This window comes from [Clostridium] symbiosum ATCC 14940 (assembly GCF_000466485.1).
In the GTDB taxonomy this organism is placed as follows: domain Bacteria; phylum Bacillota; class Clostridia; order Lachnospirales; family Lachnospiraceae; genus Otoolea; species Otoolea symbiosa.
The window spans coordinates 1-19,279 of the sequence record NZ_KE992947.1 but is presented as its reverse complement, the minus strand read 5'-3'; the positions used below and the strand labels follow the sequence as shown (position 1 = coordinate 19,279).

16 protein-coding genes are annotated in these 19,279 nt (G+C 48.5%); 11 read left to right on the top strand and 5 right to left on the bottom strand.

Annotated features, from left to right (window positions below; translation table 11 throughout):
- Positions 1 to 193: 193 nt before the first annotated feature.
- Positions 194 to 1,027: a MerR family transcriptional regulator gene (locus CLOSYM_RS14090; RefSeq protein WP_003510014.1), complete on the bottom strand. Its 834-nt coding sequence runs from the start codon at positions 1,025 to 1,027 to the stop codon at positions 194 to 196.
- A 154-nt stretch (positions 1,028 to 1,181) separates the two neighbouring features.
- On the opposite strand from CLOSYM_RS14090, the gene CLOSYM_RS14085 reads away from it, so the two are divergent.
- The 5 genes from CLOSYM_RS14085 to CLOSYM_RS14070 all read left to right on the top strand — a co-directional run bounded on the left by CLOSYM_RS14085 (position 1,182) and on the right by CLOSYM_RS14070 (position 6,104).
- Positions 1,182 to 2,093, top strand: a complete 912-nt coding sequence (locus tag CLOSYM_RS14085) for a carbon-nitrogen hydrolase family protein (protein WP_021642614.1) — start codon at positions 1,182 to 1,184, stop codon at positions 2,091 to 2,093.
- 12 nt (positions 2,094 to 2,105) lie between these two features.
- Positions 2,106 to 3,413 (top strand): YjiH family protein, encoded by a 1,308-nt coding sequence (locus CLOSYM_RS14080; protein ID WP_003504800.1) that lies wholly within the window; start codon positions 2,106 to 2,108, stop codon positions 3,411 to 3,413.
- A gap of 13 nt (positions 3,414 to 3,426) precedes the next feature.
- Positions 3,427 to 3,555 (top strand): hypothetical protein, encoded by a 129-nt coding sequence (locus CLOSYM_RS23665; RefSeq protein ID WP_021642613.1) that lies wholly within the window; start codon positions 3,427 to 3,429, stop codon positions 3,553 to 3,555.
- A gap of 481 nt (positions 3,556 to 4,036) precedes the next feature.
- On the top strand, positions 4,037 to 5,092 hold the full coding sequence (locus tag CLOSYM_RS14075) for a M15 family metallopeptidase (protein ID WP_021642612.1): 1,056 nt from the start codon (positions 4,037 to 4,039) through the stop codon (positions 5,090 to 5,092).
- 109 nt (positions 5,093 to 5,201) lie between these two features.
- Positions 5,202 to 6,104: an AraC family transcriptional regulator gene (locus tag CLOSYM_RS14070; protein ID WP_044902440.1), complete on the top strand. Its 903-nt coding sequence runs from the start codon at positions 5,202 to 5,204 to the stop codon at positions 6,102 to 6,104.
- A gap of 163 nt (positions 6,105 to 6,267) precedes the next feature.
- Here the strand turns inward: CLOSYM_RS14070 and CLOSYM_RS14065 are convergent, their stop codons facing one another.
- The 4 genes from CLOSYM_RS14065 to CLOSYM_RS14050 all read right to left on the bottom strand — a co-directional run bounded on the left by CLOSYM_RS14065 (position 6,268) and on the right by CLOSYM_RS14050 (position 11,757).
- Positions 6,268 to 8,142, bottom strand: a complete 1,875-nt coding sequence (locus CLOSYM_RS14065; RefSeq protein WP_003504803.1) for an ATP-binding protein — start codon at positions 8,140 to 8,142, stop codon at positions 6,268 to 6,270.
- Positions 8,143 to 8,147: 5 nt separating this feature from the next.
- On the bottom strand, positions 8,148 to 9,218 hold the full coding sequence (locus tag CLOSYM_RS14060) for a metallophosphoesterase family protein (protein WP_003504804.1): 1,071 nt from the start codon (positions 9,216 to 9,218) through the stop codon (positions 8,148 to 8,150).
- A gap of 133 nt (positions 9,219 to 9,351) precedes the next feature.
- On the bottom strand, positions 9,352 to 10,743 hold the full coding sequence (asnS, locus tag CLOSYM_RS14055) for an asparagine--tRNA ligase (RefSeq protein ID WP_003504805.1): 1,392 nt from the start codon (positions 10,741 to 10,743) through the stop codon (positions 9,352 to 9,354).
- A gap of 78 nt (positions 10,744 to 10,821) precedes the next feature.
- Complete coding sequence (locus tag CLOSYM_RS14050; RefSeq protein ID WP_147296714.1) at positions 10,822 to 11,757, bottom strand: LysR family transcriptional regulator; 936 nt, start codon at positions 11,755 to 11,757, stop codon at positions 10,822 to 10,824.
- Between the two features lie 233 nt (positions 11,758 to 11,990).
- Between CLOSYM_RS14050 and ilvD the strand changes: the two genes are divergently transcribed.
- The 6 genes from ilvD to spoVT all read left to right on the top strand — a co-directional run bounded on the left by ilvD (position 11,991) and on the right by spoVT (position 19,231).
- Positions 11,991 to 13,694, top strand: coding sequence for a dihydroxy-acid dehydratase (ilvD, locus tag CLOSYM_RS14045; RefSeq protein WP_021642608.1), 1,704 nt, complete (start codon positions 11,991 to 11,993; stop codon positions 13,692 to 13,694).
- 476 nt (positions 13,695 to 14,170) lie between these two features.
- The gene (locus CLOSYM_RS14040; RefSeq protein ID WP_021642607.1) at positions 14,171 to 15,445 is read left to right on the top strand and encodes a glucose-1-phosphate adenylyltransferase; all 1,275 of its coding nucleotides are present in this window, start codon (positions 14,171 to 14,173) and stop codon (positions 15,443 to 15,445) included.
- Positions 15,442 to 16,563 (top strand): glucose-1-phosphate adenylyltransferase subunit GlgD, encoded by a 1,122-nt coding sequence (gene glgD, locus CLOSYM_RS14035; protein WP_003504808.1) that lies wholly within the window; start codon positions 15,442 to 15,444, stop codon positions 16,561 to 16,563. Before CLOSYM_RS14040 ends, glgD begins: the two co-directional genes overlap by 4 nt.
- 27 nt (positions 16,564 to 16,590) lie before the next feature.
- The gene (gene spoVG, locus CLOSYM_RS14030; RefSeq protein WP_003504811.1) at positions 16,591 to 16,890 is read left to right on the top strand and encodes a septation regulator SpoVG; all 300 of its coding nucleotides are present in this window, start codon (positions 16,591 to 16,593) and stop codon (positions 16,888 to 16,890) included.
- Between the two features lie 138 nt (positions 16,891 to 17,028).
- Positions 17,029 to 18,531 (top strand): Na+/H+ antiporter NhaC family protein, encoded by a 1,503-nt coding sequence (locus CLOSYM_RS14025; RefSeq protein WP_003504812.1) that lies wholly within the window; start codon positions 17,029 to 17,031, stop codon positions 18,529 to 18,531.
- 151 nt (positions 18,532 to 18,682) lie between these two features.
- Positions 18,683 to 19,231, top strand: a complete 549-nt coding sequence (spoVT, locus tag CLOSYM_RS14020) for a stage V sporulation protein T (RefSeq protein ID WP_003504814.1) — start codon at positions 18,683 to 18,685, stop codon at positions 19,229 to 19,231.
- The last annotated feature ends 48 nt before the right edge of the window (positions 19,232 to 19,279 follow it).

The following is a 19,279-nucleotide window of genomic DNA, read 5'->3' as shown; positions in this document are numbered from 1 at the left end:
ATATTGAAGGTTATATTAAAGTTATTGAAGTAATTGCATAAAAAGGGCTGTGGGCACTGTGACATGTCGGTCACAGGTACCGCAGCCTTTTGTGTGTCACAGGAATCAGTCTGAAGGCTGAGGCCGGAGCCTGAGTCTGCATTCAGGAGGCCCCGGATTTTTGGCTTCTTATATTATTTCATCTGTCCCCGTTTCAGGGCATTTCTACCGGTATTTGGATCTCCGTGACAAACTCCTTTGGATTATTTGTCATTGAGATATTGATAATAGATGTTTCTACGGAGTTGCCTGTGACGGTCAGCCCCTGTTTCTTAATATAATTCCACAGCTTCCGGTAAGTCTTTGAGATGGTCTGGTAGCTTCCGGCATGACAGGCCACGATAAAGGTTCCGGCCGGGATGACGCAAAGCCGTGTGCCCTCCACGCCCGGGGAAGGCTCCACGAAAAAGCCAATGGAGTTATAAGTAAGGAAATGGCCGTTTTCCACGTTTTCCTGATGAATCTCAAGCACGATATCCCCCTTATCATAGGAAGGCCGGTTGTGTAAATCCCGGATATAGGAAGAATAGAGAAGCTTGATGCAGGCGTATAAATCGCTGCTGGCGAAATTAATATTCATGCGGTAAAGATACCTCTCCGGACAGCGGCGCAGCTCAAAGGAGGAGGATTTGCGCCGGGCCAGTTCGATTTTATTGATCAATTCCTCATTCTGCCGGTTCAGCTCCTGAAGCTCTGCCAGCTCGGCAGCTATGATGCTGCGCCGTTCCAGCAGCAGCTTTTCCAGGGAAGCCACATTTTTGGCGCTGCTGTGAGCCTTGATCTGCTCCAGGCTCAGTTTGAGCTTTTTTAGTTTTCCAATCATATTGAGCTGAAATAACTGGTTATATTCATAATATCGGTATCCGGTCTGGCTGTCTCTGGCGGACGGCTTGCACAGGCCAATCGAGTCATAGTACCGGAGGGCGGATTTGGAGATATTTAGAAAACGGCTTATATCGGCAATCGTATATTTATCATTCATGCTCATGTTTCCTTCCTTAATACTTAAACATTCAAGTTAACTTTAACATTTTTATCCTTATAAAACAAGGATAAATAAAAGAAAAGATTTATTTATGAACAGTTGACATTCAAGCGGCATTACACCTTAAAATGATGTTAATAAGGAAAGGAGCAATACTATGGAAAACCGTTTTTTAAATGTCTCCATTATGCAGCATACAATTACAGCTGACCTGGATACAAATCTGAGAGTGATTGAGGAGTCGGTTGAAAATCTGATGATGGGATATGTCAGGCCGGAGCTAATCGTCGGCGTGGAGTTCGGGATAAGCAAGCTCCCTATTACCATGGAGGACGGGGCTATTCAATTATTAAGCAGTCTGGCTAAAAAACACCGTGTATATCTGGTGCCGGGAACTTTTGCGGAGAAGGCGGAGGGGCTTAAGGATGGGGAAGCCTACAATACCTGCCCGGTTTTCGGGCCGGACGGCACGTTACTATGCCGGTACAGGAAAAAAGTACCGTTCCGGCCCGGAGAGATATCGGCGCCCAGCAACGAAACGGAGGACTACTGTATTTTTGAAATTCAGGAGAAGGGGATTACAGTCGGGCTGCAGATATGTTATGATCAGTTTTTTCCCGAGATTTCCAGGACGCTGGCGCTGAAAGGAGCAGAGCTGATTCTCTGTCCGGCTCTGGACCCGATCGAATACCGCCATGTGCCTGAGATTATACCGAGAGCCAGGGCGTTGGAGAATGAACTGTTCTATATTTGGACATGCGGTACCGGCCAGCTTGGGGCATCAACCTGCTGCGGAAATTCCATTATCGCAGATCCGGAAGGACAGATTGTCCTGCAATGCCCGGAGACCCCGGCACTGGTCACAAAGACGCTGGATTTTTCCGGTGTGGTGCTGAAACGGGAGTACGGCCGTGACCAGCACCTGAATTCACTCAGATATTTTAATGTACAGTACCCGTTTGCCGGTAAGATAGAGGATGCGCCGGTATACAAAAATGCAGGCAGGCTGACGGCAAATAAAAAAGAGTACGAGGAAAAGACACACGGGATACGGATGGGAGATTTATAAGGGGGATTTAAAATGGAGAGTACAAAAGGGAGTTACAATGCGGCGGTTCTGAAGTTTATTCTTTTTTCTGGGATCGGGGCAATCATGTTTTTTGTAAATGTCGACATAGGAGGCGTATCGGTTATCCCGATTCAGCATATTATCAACTTAATCAAGAAAACCTGCGGGCCGGTGATACCATATTTCACTCTGCTGATGGTTATGGCAGGCGGTATCATGCCAATTGTCAACGGAAGCTATAAGACTTCCAAATTTAATTTTGTATTTACCGCCATTAAGCTTCTGGGGACCGTAATTGGAATCATGGCAGTGTTTCAAATCGGACCGGAATCGATCATGCGTGCAGACATGGTTCCGTTCTTATTCAACAGTGTGGTGGTGCCGATTGCCCTCATGATACCCGTGACAGGAGTGGCTTACGTAATGCTCCTGAACTTCGGCCTGGTGGAATTCATCAGTGCATTCATGCAGCCGGTCATGAGAAAGATATGGAAAACACCGGGAGAGAGCGCTATCGACGCGGTGGTGTCCTTCTCCGGCGGCTATGCCCTGGCAGTGCTTCTGACTAACGACCTGTATAAAAAAGGAGTGTACAGTGCAAAAGAGAGCGTCATCATTGCTACCGGCTTTTCAACCGTATCGATCTCCTTTTTAATTGTCATTGCCAATACCCTTGGATTTATGGAGCATTGGACGCTGTATTTCTTTGCCTGCTTTTTTGTAACCTTCTTCGTGACTGCTGTTACGGCCAGGATTTATCCCATAGCCGGTATTCCCAATGCTTACTATGAGAAAAAAGCGGACAGCACAATGGATTACAGCGAGCCTCTGTTTAAGCGTGCCTGGCATGCCGGAATCAGACAGGCACGGGAGTCAAAACCGCTTTCCCATTACCTGAAAGAATATTACTTAGGAGATGCGATTAAGATGTCCTCCGCCGTCACGGCAAGCATCCTGGTAATCGGTCTGGCCGGTATGCTGGTAGCTGAATATACGCCGTTTTTCGATGCGGTGGGCTACCTCTTCTATCCGGTAACCTGGCTTTTGCGTCTGCCTGAGCCAATGCTGGCAGCAAAAGCGGCGGCAATTGAAATTGCCGAAATGTTCCTACCGTCCATGCTGGTGGTGAAGAGCGATATGGTTACGAAGTTTACGATTGCGGTGACAAGCGTATCGGCCATTTTATTCTTTTCGGCTTCCATTCCCTGTCTGCTGTCCACGGACATACCTGTAAAAATGAAGGATATCTTCCTGATTTGGTTTGAGCGGACGGTCCTGTCTTTAATCATGGCGGCAGCAATCGGTTTCATCTTCTTCTAAGGCGGCGTGAAAAATGAAAAGTGCTAAAACACCATATATACAAGGGGTCATGCTGGCATTCCTGCGCAGTTTCCTGGCTCTCCCTTTTCTGGCCATGGCAATGAAAGGGAGAGGCGTCTCCTTTTGCATCGGGGGGAAATAGGCGGCGACAAAGTTTTAGTATGATAGGCGTTTTAAGAGCTTGCGGCAGCTTTTAAAGCGCTTTTTTGTAAACTTTTTTTATTGCCAGGCAGGTATGGTGTCTGTATAATTAGAGGAAGTTCACATAATGGAGATTTAACTGAGGTTTGGAGGACGCGTCCGGAACCATGTCCGGTGTGGTGAGGGTATCTGTCTGAGTCTTCCGTCCCCGTGGAAGGTTGTCATGAGGGGGGAATTCGGCCGGAATGAATTGCTGCGGGGACCGTTTGCACTCTTTGGAGTGCGCATCGGAATGCTAAGCTCGTGAAGGACCTCGCTAAGCACCGGCGGACTCCCAGGTCCCCTCCGCAATTGATTCCGCCTACTTCCCCGGTTCAGGTTTTCCCCGGGACGAAAGACTCATATACGCCCACCACCGCCCCGTCCGCTGGCCGTACCGACGGCGTCCTCACCTGCTTAACTAATTAGGGAGAATATAAAAAATGAACAAGAAAGACAGAGAAAACCGCAGCGTGCATAAGAACCGAAGCGGAGTTGATACGACATGGATACTTGCCGGAATACTGGTGGTATTATTAATTGTGGCTGCAGTGGTTTACATTGGTAAAAAGACAAGCGGAACCGGTGACAGCGGCGCATCCGCGGCACCAGCCGGGGTGACGGGGAGCGGTGAGCCGTCGGCAGGCAGCGGCGGAATGACTGGGCCGGGGAAAGAGGAGCAGTATAAGAATGAAACCGGAGCAGAGACCGGAACAGAAACAGGGACTGGAACAGAGCTGGAGACAGAGTCCGGAGCAGAAACAGGGCATGAGACAGAACCGGAAACGGAACCTGTAACGGAACCGGAAACACAGCCGGTACGGCTGGAAAGTCTCAGCGGCCTGGCGCCCGGTACGGTTCTTGATACGGAGCAGATCGATTTTGACCATCTCGACCGCTATTTTATGAGCTGGCAGATCGAGGAGGGGGATAACCTGCACCAGCGCATTGACGGGAAATCTTACCGTGATAATCCCTATGTGCCGCTCAGTTCCCTGCGGTACCTGAAGATGCCGCATTATAATTACGACGGCCGGATTCAGGTGGGGGAAATGATCGTTAACAAGGATATACAGGATGATGTGATAAGCATATTCAAGGAATTATTCCGTTCCGGGTATCAGATTCAGTCTATGTATCTGATAGACAACTACTGGACAGGAGATGCGGAGACTTCAGATTCCGCGTCTATCGATGAGAATAACACATCGGCCTTCTGCTACCGCGAAATCTCCGGGGGCGGAAATCTGTCGAATCATGCGTATGGCAGAGCGATTGATATAAACCCGCAGCAGAACCCTTACGTTTCCTATTCCTCCGGTTCGCCGAAATGGGAGCATTCCAATGCCAATGACTATATTAAGAGGGATACGGGACTGCCTCATGTGATAACCCATGAGGATCTGGCGTATAAACTGTTTGCCAAACACGGATTCCGTTGGGGCGGGGACTGGAACAACCCGAAAGATTACCAGCATTTTGATAAAAATAAAAAATGAAAAAGAAGGGGATCATAACAGCTCATGCGGTCTGATTTGTTACAGGGCATCAGCAGTCAAACGCAGCCAGGCGGGAAATGGTATTCTGTATATACAGGAGGTGCTTAATATGCATGCATGGGAACAAATACAGGAATCAATCGAATTTATCGAATCACATCTGGGCGAGGAACTCAGTATCCGGGATTTGGCGGAAAAAGCAGCGTTGTCGCCTTTTTATTATCAGAGGCTGTTCAGGCGTCTGGTAAAAAAGCCGGCTGCGGAATATATCAGGCTGCGCCGGATGGCAAAAGCAACGGAGGCCCTGCTTTCAAAGGACAGAAGGATTTTGGACATAGCGGTGGAGCTGGGTTTTTCCTCCCACGAACATTTCAGCAGAACCTTTAAGTCTACCTTTGGGATGACGCCGGAAGAATACAGGAGCCATCCAAAAACCCTCAACCGGATGACAAAGCCTGAGCTTCTGCTCCACTATACGCTGATTGATGAAGGCGTGCCGCTCATCACCGACGGAATCGTCCTGGAGATTAACAGGCGTCAGGTGAAAGAGCCAATCCGCTTTATCGGCATGGAGAAGACGATGCCGGTTCAGTTTACAGCCGGTTTGGGGACGGAGTCCGGAATTGATCCGCTGGATTTTCTGTGGCGCGGCTTTCATAAACAGAAGGAGAATACATCCAGTCTGTTCCTGGAGGAGGAGATAGGAGTGTCTTATCCCTGCCCGGACCCAGGGTATTTTAACTATTTTGCAGGGGCCAGGGCCGGGACGGAAGCGGCGGCCGGATACAGGGAGTGGAAACTTCCGGAAGGGGAATATATTGTCTGCTCCTTTGAGGCGGAAAATTTTGAAGCTCTCGTGATGGATGCGCTCTATAAAGCGCAGCAGTATTTTTACGGAACATGGATTCCAAAGCATAAATTACAGACGGAGCCGTTCTGTGCGGAGCGGTACGCGGACCATAGCCCGGAGACCGGAAGCATGGAAATCTGGGCTAAAGTAATCCAACCGTAACAATCCGGTCATGTTCATATCTAACGATAACCTGCACTCTGCGCACAGGTCACCGTCATCAATGAAAAAGAGGCATCCGGCCGCGGGAGCGGACTGAATGCCTTTTTATACGGACCGGCCGTATCCGTCGGCCGGTCCGTCAATTCTAATATCGGAAATCAAATCAAATTTCGATCAGGTTATAATCCACTCCGGCCTCTTTCAGAATCCGTCCCTCCCTCTTATGGCAGGTAAATACAATAATCTGTCCCCGGCAGGCTTTGGAAAGCCATGTCAGCGCCGTGCGCAGCCTGTCGTCATCATAGAGCACGAAGCTGTCGTCAAAGACGAGAGGCATCCGGTCTTCCCCGCCCTGGATAAACTTGGCGGCAGCCAGCCTCAGCGCCAGATAAATCTGGTCGGCCGTGCCGCTGCTGACCTGCTCCAGTGGAACCAGCTTTTTCTTTGTATTCAGGAATGCATTCAGGTTTTCATCAATGCTGATGCTGGTATAAATGCCGCCGGTGATGCCGCTGATCAGCTCCGAGGTTGTCTTATTCAGATACAGCCCGAAAGAGTCCCGTATGGACATGGAAAGCTCCTGCATCGTCTCCTGGGCCAAATCAATTGCCGCGATATCCTGACGCAGCCGTTCATTCTCAGTGATAATCCGTTTCAGCGCGGCCGCCCTGTCTTTGCAGTCGGCCAGATGCTCCAGCTTCTTTTCCAGCTCCCACTGGATACGCTGCTGTTTCTCAATCACCTCGCTGCAATTGTTCTGGCGCTCCCGCAGCGTTGAGATTTTTTCCGTCTGCAATTTAAGTGTTTCTTCTGATTTCGCCATCATCTGGCAAAGCCTTGTAAACTCGCCCAGACGGGAACGCAGGGCTTCCATGGCCTCATCGCTGATTGAACTGTCGCCCAAATGGCGTTTGAATATCTCCGAGAGGGTGGCGGTACAGAGTTTTGCCTCTTTGAGAAGGCGCTTTCTGCGGAACAGAGTAAAGAATCCGCCGGCCAGCAGCACAGCCGCGCCGATGGCCAGGGCCATACCCGTGGTATAAGGTTTGAGCTTAACCGGCAGAACAGGAAGCAGCGTATTATACGGATAAAAATACCAGTAGAGGAAGTATCCGGAGCCTGCCGCGGCTGCGGCGGCCAGCAAAAACAGTATGATGGGAACCATCCGTCCTCCGCCGCTCTGCGTAACGGCTTTCGAGTCATTATAGCAGCTGTATATCTCTTCGGCATTATTTAAATATGCGGAAATGGAGGCCTCATCGGAAAATTCATAGTCGTCCAGCATCTGGCGTCCTCTGAGTACTTTGTCAGCCAGCTCATCCTTTTCCTGCTGGTTCAACTCAATTTCTTCTTTGACACTGTCGCGCATCTTCACATATTCCTGCATTTGATTCTCATATTCCGGCGAGGAAATCTCTTTTTCAATATTGCGGATTTCACTTAAAAGCATCGTGTAGGTTCTCGCCGCCTCGGGGCTGAGCTGTGTTTCAAACTGTTTTTTCTGCCCCTTTAGGTAATTGGTGGCCTTAGTGATATTCAGGGCCATATTGCCGGAGGTATTCATGTTGGCAATATAATTCTTAAGCTCCGAGATCATTCCGTCCTCGGTGGCGCTTTTTAACTGGCTGATGCTGATGGTATTATTATAGACTGTTTCGCTTAATCCTCCCAGAAGCTCATCCATAAATGCCTTGGTCGGCTCAACCTCTTTTCCCAGGGTTTCATTAACAATGATAAATTCTTTTTTATTCTTCTGAAAGCTCCGCTCAATGCGGTATACAATACCGTCGGATTCCAGGCGCAGCTGTCCTTCGTAGGTTCCGCTGTTTTCCCATGGCTCGTACTTGCTGTAGGTATCCGTCCTGGCGGCCCTGCCCCTCTGGCGTTCGATGCCAAAGAGCATTCCGCGGATAAAGGTGTGAATGGTGGATTTGCCTGCTTCATTCTTGCCGTAGACAATATTGATGCCGTCCTCAAAGGAGACAGACGTGTTATGAAATTTACCAAATCCGCTTATGTATAAATCCAGAAAACGCACTTTTGTTAACTCCTTTCATCGGTTGTGAGAAGCAGGGCATGGATTCCGTAAAACAGCGCCTTTTTTTCCACAGGGCTCATATCGGGTTTCTGAAGCGCACGGATATAGAAGCCGATCATATCGCTGGGATGTTCGGCAAACAGCGCGCTGAAGTCATATTCCGGTTCTGATTCATCCAGGATATCGGATATTTTATAGCGGAGCAGCAGGGAGTCCAGATCAAATGTGATATCAGGATCCCTCATTCCCCGTACCCGGAACCGGTAGATGTTATCAGTTCCGCGCTTGTCAATCTCGTGGGACATTTTAAGGCATAGCTCCGTATTGGTTGTGGCAGGGGTGACATTTACAATCAAAGGGATGTAGCGCAGCTTTGACATCGGAATAAATTCAAGCTTGGTAACCAGCAGGGTGGATGGGTTAATCTCTCCGTAGAAGATACCGTGGGCGCCTGTCTCCGTCTTATCCAGCGGCTCAGGGGAGCCGCAGTAAGCCATCTTGCGTTCAATCAGAACTTCCGGCTTGTGGATATGGCCAAGCGCTATGTAAGAAAATCCGGAGTCTGCCAGCGCGGCCTTGTCGATCGGCGTGTGGTTCAAGTCTCCCCCGTGCCCAATCAGGATATGGATCCGGCCGTCATGCGGCGCATAAGCCTGGTTCAGACGCGGCTCCGTAATCTCCGCAGTATGGTAGCTGAAGCCGGTCACCTCCGTGTTGATATCGCGGAAATAGTAGCTTGTCAGTTCTTCGCTGTCGATGAAGGTTACATTGGGACACCATGAAAAGCTTAAGACGGCAGAGCTTAAGCGGATCCTGTCATGATTTCCGGCGATTATAATAACCCGGACACCGGGGATGGTGGAAAAGAGGTAGTTGACCTCTTTTAAATCCTTTTGCAGCGGCTGGCGGTGAAACAGATCGCCTGCGATAAAAAGGCAGTCGGCCCCTGTTTTTCTTGTCTTTTCAATGATAGCGGCAAACGTGTCGCGGATATCGCGGGCCCGTTCCCTGCTCCATGGTTTGTCACTGTCCGGGGACATGCCCCAGTGGATATCGCCGGTATGTATAAACTTCACAATGATCCCCCTTTAATAGTAAATTCTGTGTAACAGCCCATCCTGTCGGAACCGTTACAAATTTTTCCAGAAGCCGTTAATACCAGACAGAGCTGCCGCAGATAAATCCGACGCGGCAGCTCCTAAGCCGATACTATAATTCACAGTTATTAACCGTTCTTGGGAACGGAATGATATCACGGATGTTGGAAACGCCTGTCAGATACATGACGCAGCGCTCAAATCCGAGCCCGAAGCCCGAATGCCTTGTGGAACCGTATTTTCTCAGATCCAGATAAAAACCGTAATCTTCTTTCCTGAGGCCCAGTTCGTCCATTCTTGCCACCAGTTTGTCGTAGTCGTCTTCCCTCTGGCTTCCGCCGATAATCTCGCCGATTCCCGGTACGAGACAGTCCATGGCGGCTACCGTCTTGTTGTCTTCGTTCATCTTCATATAGAATGCTTTGATTTCTTTCGGATAATCTGTGACGAATACCGGTTTCTGGAAGATCTTCTCTGTCAGATAGCGCTCATGCTCCGTCTGAAGATCACAGCCCCAGAATACCTTGTAATCAAACTCATCATTATGCTCTTCCAGAAGCTTTACGGCTTCCGTATAGGTAACATGGCCGAACTCGGAATTAAGAACATGGTTCAGTCTCTCTAAAAGCCCCTTGTCGATAAACTGGTTAAAGAAGTTCATCTCTTCCGGAGCATGTTCCAGAACATAGCGGATTACATATTTTAACATACTCTCAGCAAGAGCCATATTGTCATTCAAATCGGCGAAAGCCATCTCCGGTTCAATCATCCAGAATTCGGCCGCATGGCGCGTCGTATTAGAGTTCTCGGCGCGGAAGGTCGGTCCGAAAGTATAGACGTTGCGGAAGGCCATGGCGTAAGTCTCGGCATTGAGCTGTCCGCTTACGGTCAGGTTGGTCGGTTTATTGAAGAAATCCTGTGCAAAATCAACGGCGCCTTCCGGTGTCTTCGGCACGTTATTCAGATCAAGCGTAGTTACCTGGAACATCTCGCCGGCTCCCTCACAGTCACTTCCTGTGATGAGGGGAGTATGCACATAAACGAAATCGTGCTCCTGGAAATACTGATGTATAGCGTAAGCTGCCAGGGAGCGTACGCGGAATACGGCCTGGAATGTATTGGTTCTGGGACGGAGATGGGAGATCGTCCTCAGGTATTCAAGGGTATGGCGTTTCTTCTGAAGCGGATAATCGGACGCGGACGGACCCTCAATCAGGATCTCAGAAGCCTGGATTTCAAAAGGCTGTTTTGCTTCCGGCGTGGCGACCAGCTTACCTTTGACGATGATGGCAGCCCCTACATTCAGCTTGGATATATCGGAAAAGTTCTCCAGTGTATCATGATAAACGATCTGCAGCGTTTCAAAATAGCTTCCGTCGCTGACGACAACAAAACCAAAGGCTTTTGATCCTCTGACGCTTCTTACCCAGCCGCCAATCTGAATTTCTTTATCGAGATAAGCTTCTCTGGAACGGTAAATCTCTCTTACAGTTACTAAGTTCATAATGTGACTCCTTCATTTATATAACTTTTTTGTATTTTCTTGTCAATGCTGTCATTATACTTTATTTTTCCAGTGGTTTCAAGGGGTTACTAAATCCCCGGCCATATAATTCTTCTGTATTGCGCGAACCGCCATTTCCTCGAATGCCTGAACGTAGAGGGGCTTTTCAATATAGTTTAACGAAACCAAATCAATCTGGAGGAATTTATTGAAATTTTTGACCGGAAGTATATGGATGTATTCCTCCTCCGGGCAGTTCCTGTTATGGGTGTGAATCCGGGATAGCAGCATACGGGGACCGATTCCGGCGCCCACGCCTTTGGCGCACAGGGAGATCTGCGTATCGGTGTCACTGATCTGGTAAGGGGAATAGAGATCGATATGGTGCTGATCCAGGTATTCCTTCAGGGCTGAGTTCACGACACTGGTGGAATAGCTCTTGATGAAAGGGATATCCGCGAACTGACTGAGATCTGTTTCTGCGGCAAGCAGATGTGCGTATTCTTTGCCGAAGCGGCGTTTTAACAGTCCGTCGGATATCATAAAACACAGCTCATCCCGGCATAAAGGCGTAAAGCTCAGATCCTCGCTATATGGGGTATTGACACCCAGAAACAGATCCAGGTTTCCTTTCCGGAGGCTTTCGGCCAGGACAACGGTATCGTTCATGAGGAAACGGATCTCCACCTCCGGAAAGGTTCGGGAGTATTCCGGAATCACCCAGGGCAGGAAAATCTGAGCGCGGGATGCGCTGATTCCCATGGTGAAGCTGCCCTTCATTCCCCCTGCCCGTTTTGCCAGACTGTCCAAAAGGCTGCTCTCGATCGCCTGAATCTTTTGAAGGGAGTGGAGCATGGACTGCCCTGCCTCCGTAAGCTGAAAACGAGGTTTTCTTGTAAAAAGCCGGACGCCATAATTCTGTTCCATCCGTTTGATATGGTCGCTGACACACTGCTGCGAGACGAAGGCGCGCTGAGCCGCCCGGCTGATGCTCATCTCTTCGGCAACTAACAAAAAAATTTCCTGGTTGGCTTGCAAGAGTTTCTCCTTTCTAAATCATACCCGCCGTTAACGCGGGTTAATCTTCTGATCATACTGACTTTACGGATCAGTGTATCATGTAAAATTGTGAAATACAAGATAAATATTGTTTATATTCAAAATGTACTTGTTTGATATTGGTTTGCTGCTGAGGTATATTATTTAATAAGAAGAGAGAAGTAAGAAGAGAGAAGGAGGAAGCAGGCATGGATGAATCGAAATTTGAATACAGCAGCTATAAAAGCGGCGAGCTGACCAATGGAATCGAACGTTCCGCGCACAGGGCGCTGTTGTACAGCACGGGCCTTGACACGGACGACCTTCATAAACCGTTGATAGCCGTCGTCAATTCCTTTACAGAGATGGTGCCCGGACACATCCATCTGCGGGAGATTGCAAAACATGTGAAACAGGGAATCTGGGAGGCGGGAGGAATCCCAAGGGAATTTAATACAATTGCACTGTGCGACGGCATCTGCCAGGGCCACAGCGGCATGAGTTATCCGCTGCCCAGCAGGGAGAATATAGCGGATGCGATAGAAATGATGATTGAAGCCCATCATTTTGACGCAATGGTGATGCTTCCCGGCTGCGACAAGATTGTGCCGGGAATGATCATGGCGGCCGCCAGAGTGGATATTCCGGCAATCATTCTTCCGGGCGGGCCTATGATGGCCGGAAGCTATAAGGATAAGGAGATTATCACACTGACCGATATGAGGGAATTTATCGGGCAGACACAGATGGGAAAAATGACGGAGGAAGAGCTGCTGGAGATTGAAAAGCGGGCTCTCCCCACGTATGGGACCTGCGCTATGCTGGGAACGGCCAACTCCATGAGCTGTCTGGCTGAAATACTGGGCCTGGCCCTTCCGCATTCCTGTACCGCGCTGGCGGTATCGGCAGAGAAACGCCGTTTTGCTAAGCAGTCCGGGAAGCGTGCGGTGGAAATGATAAAAGAAGGGCTGACGGCCCGGAAGATTCTGACGAGGGAGGCGCTGCTAAATGGAATCAGCGCCGTGATGGCCATGGGGGCGTCGACTAATACGGTCCTCCATCTGATGTCGATTGCCAACGAGGCGGATGTTAAGCTGACCCTGAAGGACTTCGACGAAATCAGCAGAAAAGTGCCTTATATCTGTAATCTGAAGCCGTCGGGCCGGTATCCGATGTCTGTCCTGCATGAGAACGGGGGCATCCCGGCCGTATTAAAGGCGATTGAGAGCAGGCTGGAGCCGGCTCACATGACCGTGACGGGAAAAACGATAACAGAAAATCTGAGCGGTACGCCGCTGGTTGAAAACGATGTGATTTACCCGGTGAGCCGGCCTAAAAATGAGGAGGGAGGAATCGCGGTACTGTACGGAAGCCTGGCTCCCGACGGCGCGGTTGTTAAAAAATCGGGTGTGAAGCCGTCCATGTACCAGTTCACAGGCCGTGCGCGGGTTTTCCATTCTATGGAAGATGCAAGCTATGCCGTCTCAAACGACCGGATCAGGGCAGGGGACGTGATTGTTATCCGTTACGAGGGGCCGAAAGGCGGACCCGGCATGAGGGAGATGCATATGACAACTTCCCTTCTGGTCGGAAGGGGGATGGATGAGAGCTGTGCGCTAGTTACGGACGGCAGGTTCTCCGGTTCCACGAGGGGGCCGTGCATCGGCCATATCTCTCCTGAAGCGGCGGCCGGCGGCCCGATTGCCGCAGTCGAAGATGGTGACAGAATCATCATCGATATACCGAACAGGAGGCTTGAGTTAGATGTACCGGAGGAAATAATCAGGGAGCGTCTGGCAAAAGTGAAGCCGCTTACCAAACCGAGAACACCGGCGCTTGAAAAATACGCCGCTCTCGTCACATCTGCCGATCAGGGTGCCGTGCTGAGAGTACTGGATGAGTTAAAAAAATAAACAGATGAGGAGGCCGGGAAACTGACAGAACGGCTGGGTGAGTTTTTTCAATGCATGTAGTTTCACGGCTCAGTACCTTAACAGACAATATGAACAGGGAGTATCCTTCAGGCATAGAAAAGCCTGGGGGATACTCCCTGTTTTGTGTCTGCTGTGCCGTGCCACTTATTCCCAGAAGAATTCATGGCTATTTTCAATTATAATACATGAGTTAGCGAAGACTAAGCTTTTCCGGAACCGAGTAAATAAAATAGAACATTCCCGTGAAATTCCCGTATTTTAGCGGTTTTCCGAGAAAAAAGGAAATATATGGAAGGGGATTTGAAAAAATATATTAAAGGAAACACGGAAAATGTCGGAAAATGCACAAAAATAATACTAAATCTAGTAAAAATTTGTTCACTATTTCGGAAAAGTGTGCTATAATAGTAAGCACATAAATAGCTACACAAATCTATGCATCGAGGGGTGATATCGTGATTAAAAAAGAAATGATTGCAATGCTCTTAGCAGGAGGACAAGGCAGCCGACTCGGCGTGTTGACACAGAAGGTTGCAAAGCCGGCAGTTTCATTCGGCGGAAAGTACCGTATTATTGATTTTCCGCTCAGTAACTGCATTAATTCCGGAGTAGACACAGTCGGAGTTTTAACACAATACCAGCCGTTGCGTCTGAACGCGCATATCGGAATTGGTATTCCTTGGGATCTTGACCGCAATGTCGGAGGTGTTACGGTTCTTCCTCCTTACGAGAAAAGTAAGGGAAGCGACTGGTATACGGGTACGGCAAATGCGATCTATCAGAACCTTGAATATATGGAGAATTATAACCCGGAATATGTATTGATTCTTTCCGGAGACCATATCTACAAGATGGATTATGAGGTAATGCTTGAATATCACAAAGCGAATAATGCTGATGTAACCATTGCAGCTATGCAGGTGCCGATCGAGGAGGCCAGCCGTTTTGGTATCGTCATTACAGATGACAATAACCTGATTACTGAGTTTGAGGAGAAACCGGATAATCCGAGAAGCAACCTGGCGTCCATGGGTATCTATATTTTCAGCTGGCCGGTACTGAAGGATGCTCTGATCAAGCTGTCGGAGGAACCGGGATGTGATTTTGGTAAACACATTATTCCGTTCTGCCACGAGGCGAGTAAGAAAATCTTTGCATATGAGTACAACGGATATTGGAAAGATGTTGGAACCCTGGGGTCTTACTGGGAAGCCAATATGGAATTGATTGATATTATCCCCGAGTTTAACTTATATGAGGAGTACTGGAAAATTTATACTAAGAGTGATATCATTCCGCCTCAATACATATCCGAGAATTCCAAAATTGAGAGGAGTATTATTGGAGAAGGTACGGAAGTGTATGGTGAGATCAGCAACTCTGTGATTGGAGCAGGAGTTACGATCGGAGAAGGAGCTGTCGTCAGAGATTCAATTATTATGAAAGGAAGCGTAATCGGCGCAGGGGCCGTTGTGGATAAGGCCATTATCGCAGAAGACGTGACGGTAGGAGAAGGAGCAGTGCTGGGTGAAGGCGAGATGGCACCAAGCAAATATGATCCGAAGGTATATCAGTTTGAACTTGTGGTAGTCGGAGAGCGTTCCACGATTCCGGCCGGAGTCAGAATCGGCAGGAATACGGCGATTTCCGGAGAGACCACACCGGATGATTACCACGGCGGAGTACTTGAAAGCGGCGATTACATAATAAAGGCAGGTGGAGTACAATGAGAGCAATTGGTATTGTTTTAGCAGGCGGCAACAGCAAGAGAATGAGAGAGTTATCCAACAAGAGGGCGATCGCTGCAATGCCTATCGCGGGCAGCTACCGCAGTGTCGATTTTGCTCTGAGCAACATGAGTAACTCTCATATACAGAGTGTTGCTGTACTTACACAGTATAATTCCCGATCCCTGAATGAACACTTAAGCTCTTCCAAATGGTGGGATTTCGGCAGAAAGCAGGGGGGTATGTATGTTTTCACGCCGACTATCACAGCCGAGAGCAGCGACTGGTACAGAGGCACGGCAGACGCGCTTTATCAGAATCTGGACTTCCTTAAGAAGAGCCATGAACCGTATGTAGTGCTTGCCAGCGGTGACGGAATCTATAAACTGGACTATAATAAAGTCCTTGAATACCATATTGAAAAAAAGGCAGATATCACGGTTGTCTGCAAAGATATGGGACCGGAAGTGGATATTACGAGATTCGGTCTTGTAAAGACGAATGATGACGGCCGTATTACGGATTTTGAGGAGAAGCCGATGGTGGCGACCTCTAATACGATTTCCTGCGGAATCTACGTGATAAGAAGGCGCCAGCTAATCGAACTGATTGAACGCTGCGCGGCGGAAGACAGATATGATTTTGTAACCGATATTCTGGTGCGTTATAAGAATCTGAAGAGGATTTATGCATATAAGCTTCCGACCTACTGGAACAACATCGCTTCCGTGGACGCTTATTACAAAACCAATATGGATTTCCTGAAGCCGGAAGTAAGACACTACTTCTTTAAAGAATATCCGGAGATTTATTCCAAGGTGGATGATCTGCCCCCGGCCAAGTACAATCCGGGCGCCATGATACGAAACAGCCTGGTATCCAGCGGATGTATCCTGAACGGAACGGTGGAGAATTCAGTTCTTTTCAAGAAGGTCTATGTTGGGAATAACTGTGTAATTAAGAATTCTATTATATTAAATGACGTATATATTGGGGACAACACTGTAATCGAGAACTGTATTGTGGAGAGCAGGGATACAATCCGTGCCAATACGACGCATATCGGTACACCTGACAACTTAAAGATTGTCATCGAGAAAAACGAAAGATTTACATTATAAAGAACAGACGGGAGAGGGGTTTGGTTTATGCAGATTACGGACGTAAGAGTAAGAAGAATTGAGAAAGAAGGCAAGATGAAAGCCATTGTTTCCATCACGCTGGACAATGAATTCGTAGTCCACGACATCAAAGTAATCGAAGGGGAGAAGGGGCTGTTCATCGCTATGCCGAGCCGCAAAGCTGCGGATGGTGAGTACCGTGATATTGCACATCCTATCAATTCCGGTACGCGCGATATGATTCAGAGTATTATTCTTGCTAAATATGAAGCAACAGCCCTGGAGATGGCTGATGAAGAGGCGCATGAACAGGGCCAGGGGGTTTAAAACGTTAAAAAACACATAAAAATTGCATAAATATGAAAGAAATTGCCCCGGGGTGCTGGACAAAGCCGCCGGGGCGTTTTATTATATAGAAAAATACTTCGCATTAAATGCGGAAATAAAACCAGGGGGGTTATAATTATGAGCGGTACAATATTTGCGCTGATACCGCCAATCGTAGCAATCGCACTGGCATTGATTACGAAAGAGGTGTATCTATCACTTCTGATTGGTATTCTATCAGGCGCATTCCTTTTTACCGGGCTGAATCCGGTCCATGCGGTGGAAACCGTAATTTCCATTATGGGAGATAAGATTGGCGGCAACGTCAATATCCTTCTGTTCCTGTCATTCCTCGGCATAGTAGTGGCTCTGATTACAAAATCAGGCGCATCCAGGGCATACGGCGAATGGGCGGCACGTTCGATTAAGAGCAGGCGGGGAGCGCTTCTGGCGACTATGTTTTTAGGCTCCCTTATCTTTGTCGATGATTATTTCAACTGTCTGACTGTGGGTACAGTTATGCGCCCGGTTACGGACAAGCATAAGATTACCAGGGCAAAGCTGGCATATATTATCGATGCCACAGCAGCCCCAATCTGCATTATCGCTCCGATATCCAGCTGGGCTGCGGCCGTAGGCTCATCCCTTCCGGAAGACAGCGGTGTTGATGGATTCAGCCTGTTTCTGCGGACGATTCCGTTTAATCTCTATGCAATCCTTACTATTATATTCATGCTCTTTATCATCCTCGGTGGATTTGATTTTGCGGCAATGAAGAAATATAATGAGCGTGTGGAGAGAGAGGGAAAGGAAAAGACGATTGACGCGGAAGCAGTCACCATTGCAGGGAACGGAAAGGTTATCGATCTGGTTGCCCCGATTATTATTCTGATAGTTTTCTGTATCAGCGGCATGCTGTACACGGGAGGAATAATGGAGGGAGTGGGGATTGTGGAGGCTTTTGCCAACTGTGACTCCGCGCTGAGCCTGGTACTTGGTTCCTTCTTCACGCTGGTATTTATCTTCATATTCTATCTTGTAAGAAAAGTAATCCGTTTTAATGAATTCTGCGAAAGTTTTACGATTGGTATAAAAGCAATGATTCCGGCCATCATGATCCTGTGCCTTGCGTGGACGCTGTCCGGTATCTGCAGCGCGGATTACCTGAATATCGGAGGTTATGTCGGTTCGGTCGTTGGCGGAAGCGCTCTGGTAGGCGCGCTTATGCCGGCCATCATGTTCCTGGTAGCCTGTGGTCTGGCATTTTCCACCGGTACATCCTGGGGTACGTTTGGAATCCTGATTCCGATTGCCTTTGCAGTAGTCGGCGCTGAAAACATGAATGCGCTGACAATTTCCACGTCGGCAATTCTGGCAGGAGCCGTCTGCGGCGATCATGTTTCTCCGATTTCCGATACGACAATCCTGGCATCGGCAGGAGCGCAGTGCGATCACATTAACCATGTGTCCACGCAGATTCCGTATGTACTTTGTGTGGCCGGATGCTGTGTAATCGGATATCTGGCAGCAGGCATTACGCAGAATGGCTGGATTGGAACCCTGACCGGTCTTTTAGTACTGGCAGTTGTCCTGGTTATCCTGGATCGGAAGAATAATCCGAAGTTTGCGGCCAGGCGTTAACAGAACGTATAAGTAAAAAATCATAAAAAAACGCATCAGAAAATTAATTATAATTTGATTTGCTGGTATAAATTCCTCTGTTTTACAGATACTACATTTATGCAAAACGATACAGATAAATGTGGAAAATGTAAGATGGAGGAATTTTTGTATGAAAGCTACAGGTATAGTCAGAAGAATTGATGATTTGGGAAGAGTGGTAATTCCGAAAGAAATCCGCCGTACTCTCAGACTCAGGGAAGGTACTCCGCTTGAAATATTTACGGACAGAGAAGGAGAAATTATCCTTAAGAAATATTCGCCGATGGTCGAACTGGCTGCATTTGCCGTTCAGTACGCGGAGGCCATGGCCCAGTCCACCGGGCTTATGGTTTGTATCACGGACCGCGATCAGGTCATTGCCGTGGCAGGCGGTCCTAAAAAGGATTATCTTCAGAAGCCGGTCAGCAGACAGCTCGAAAATGCGATTACAGAGCGTATGACTATTACGGCAGTAAAAGAAGACAAGAACTTTATTACTCTTGTATCGGAAGAGCCGGAGGGAACTACGGCCCAGGTAATCGTTCCGATTATCTGTGAGGGCGATGCGATTGGCGCCGTTGCCATTCTCGGAAGGGAACCGAGAACGAAATTTGGAGATATGGAAGTGAAACTGGCTTCTACGGCTGCCGGATTTTTGGGCAGGCAGATGGAAGGGTGATTTAACGGAGGTTTGGAGGACGCGTCCGGAACGGACCAGGTCCGGTGT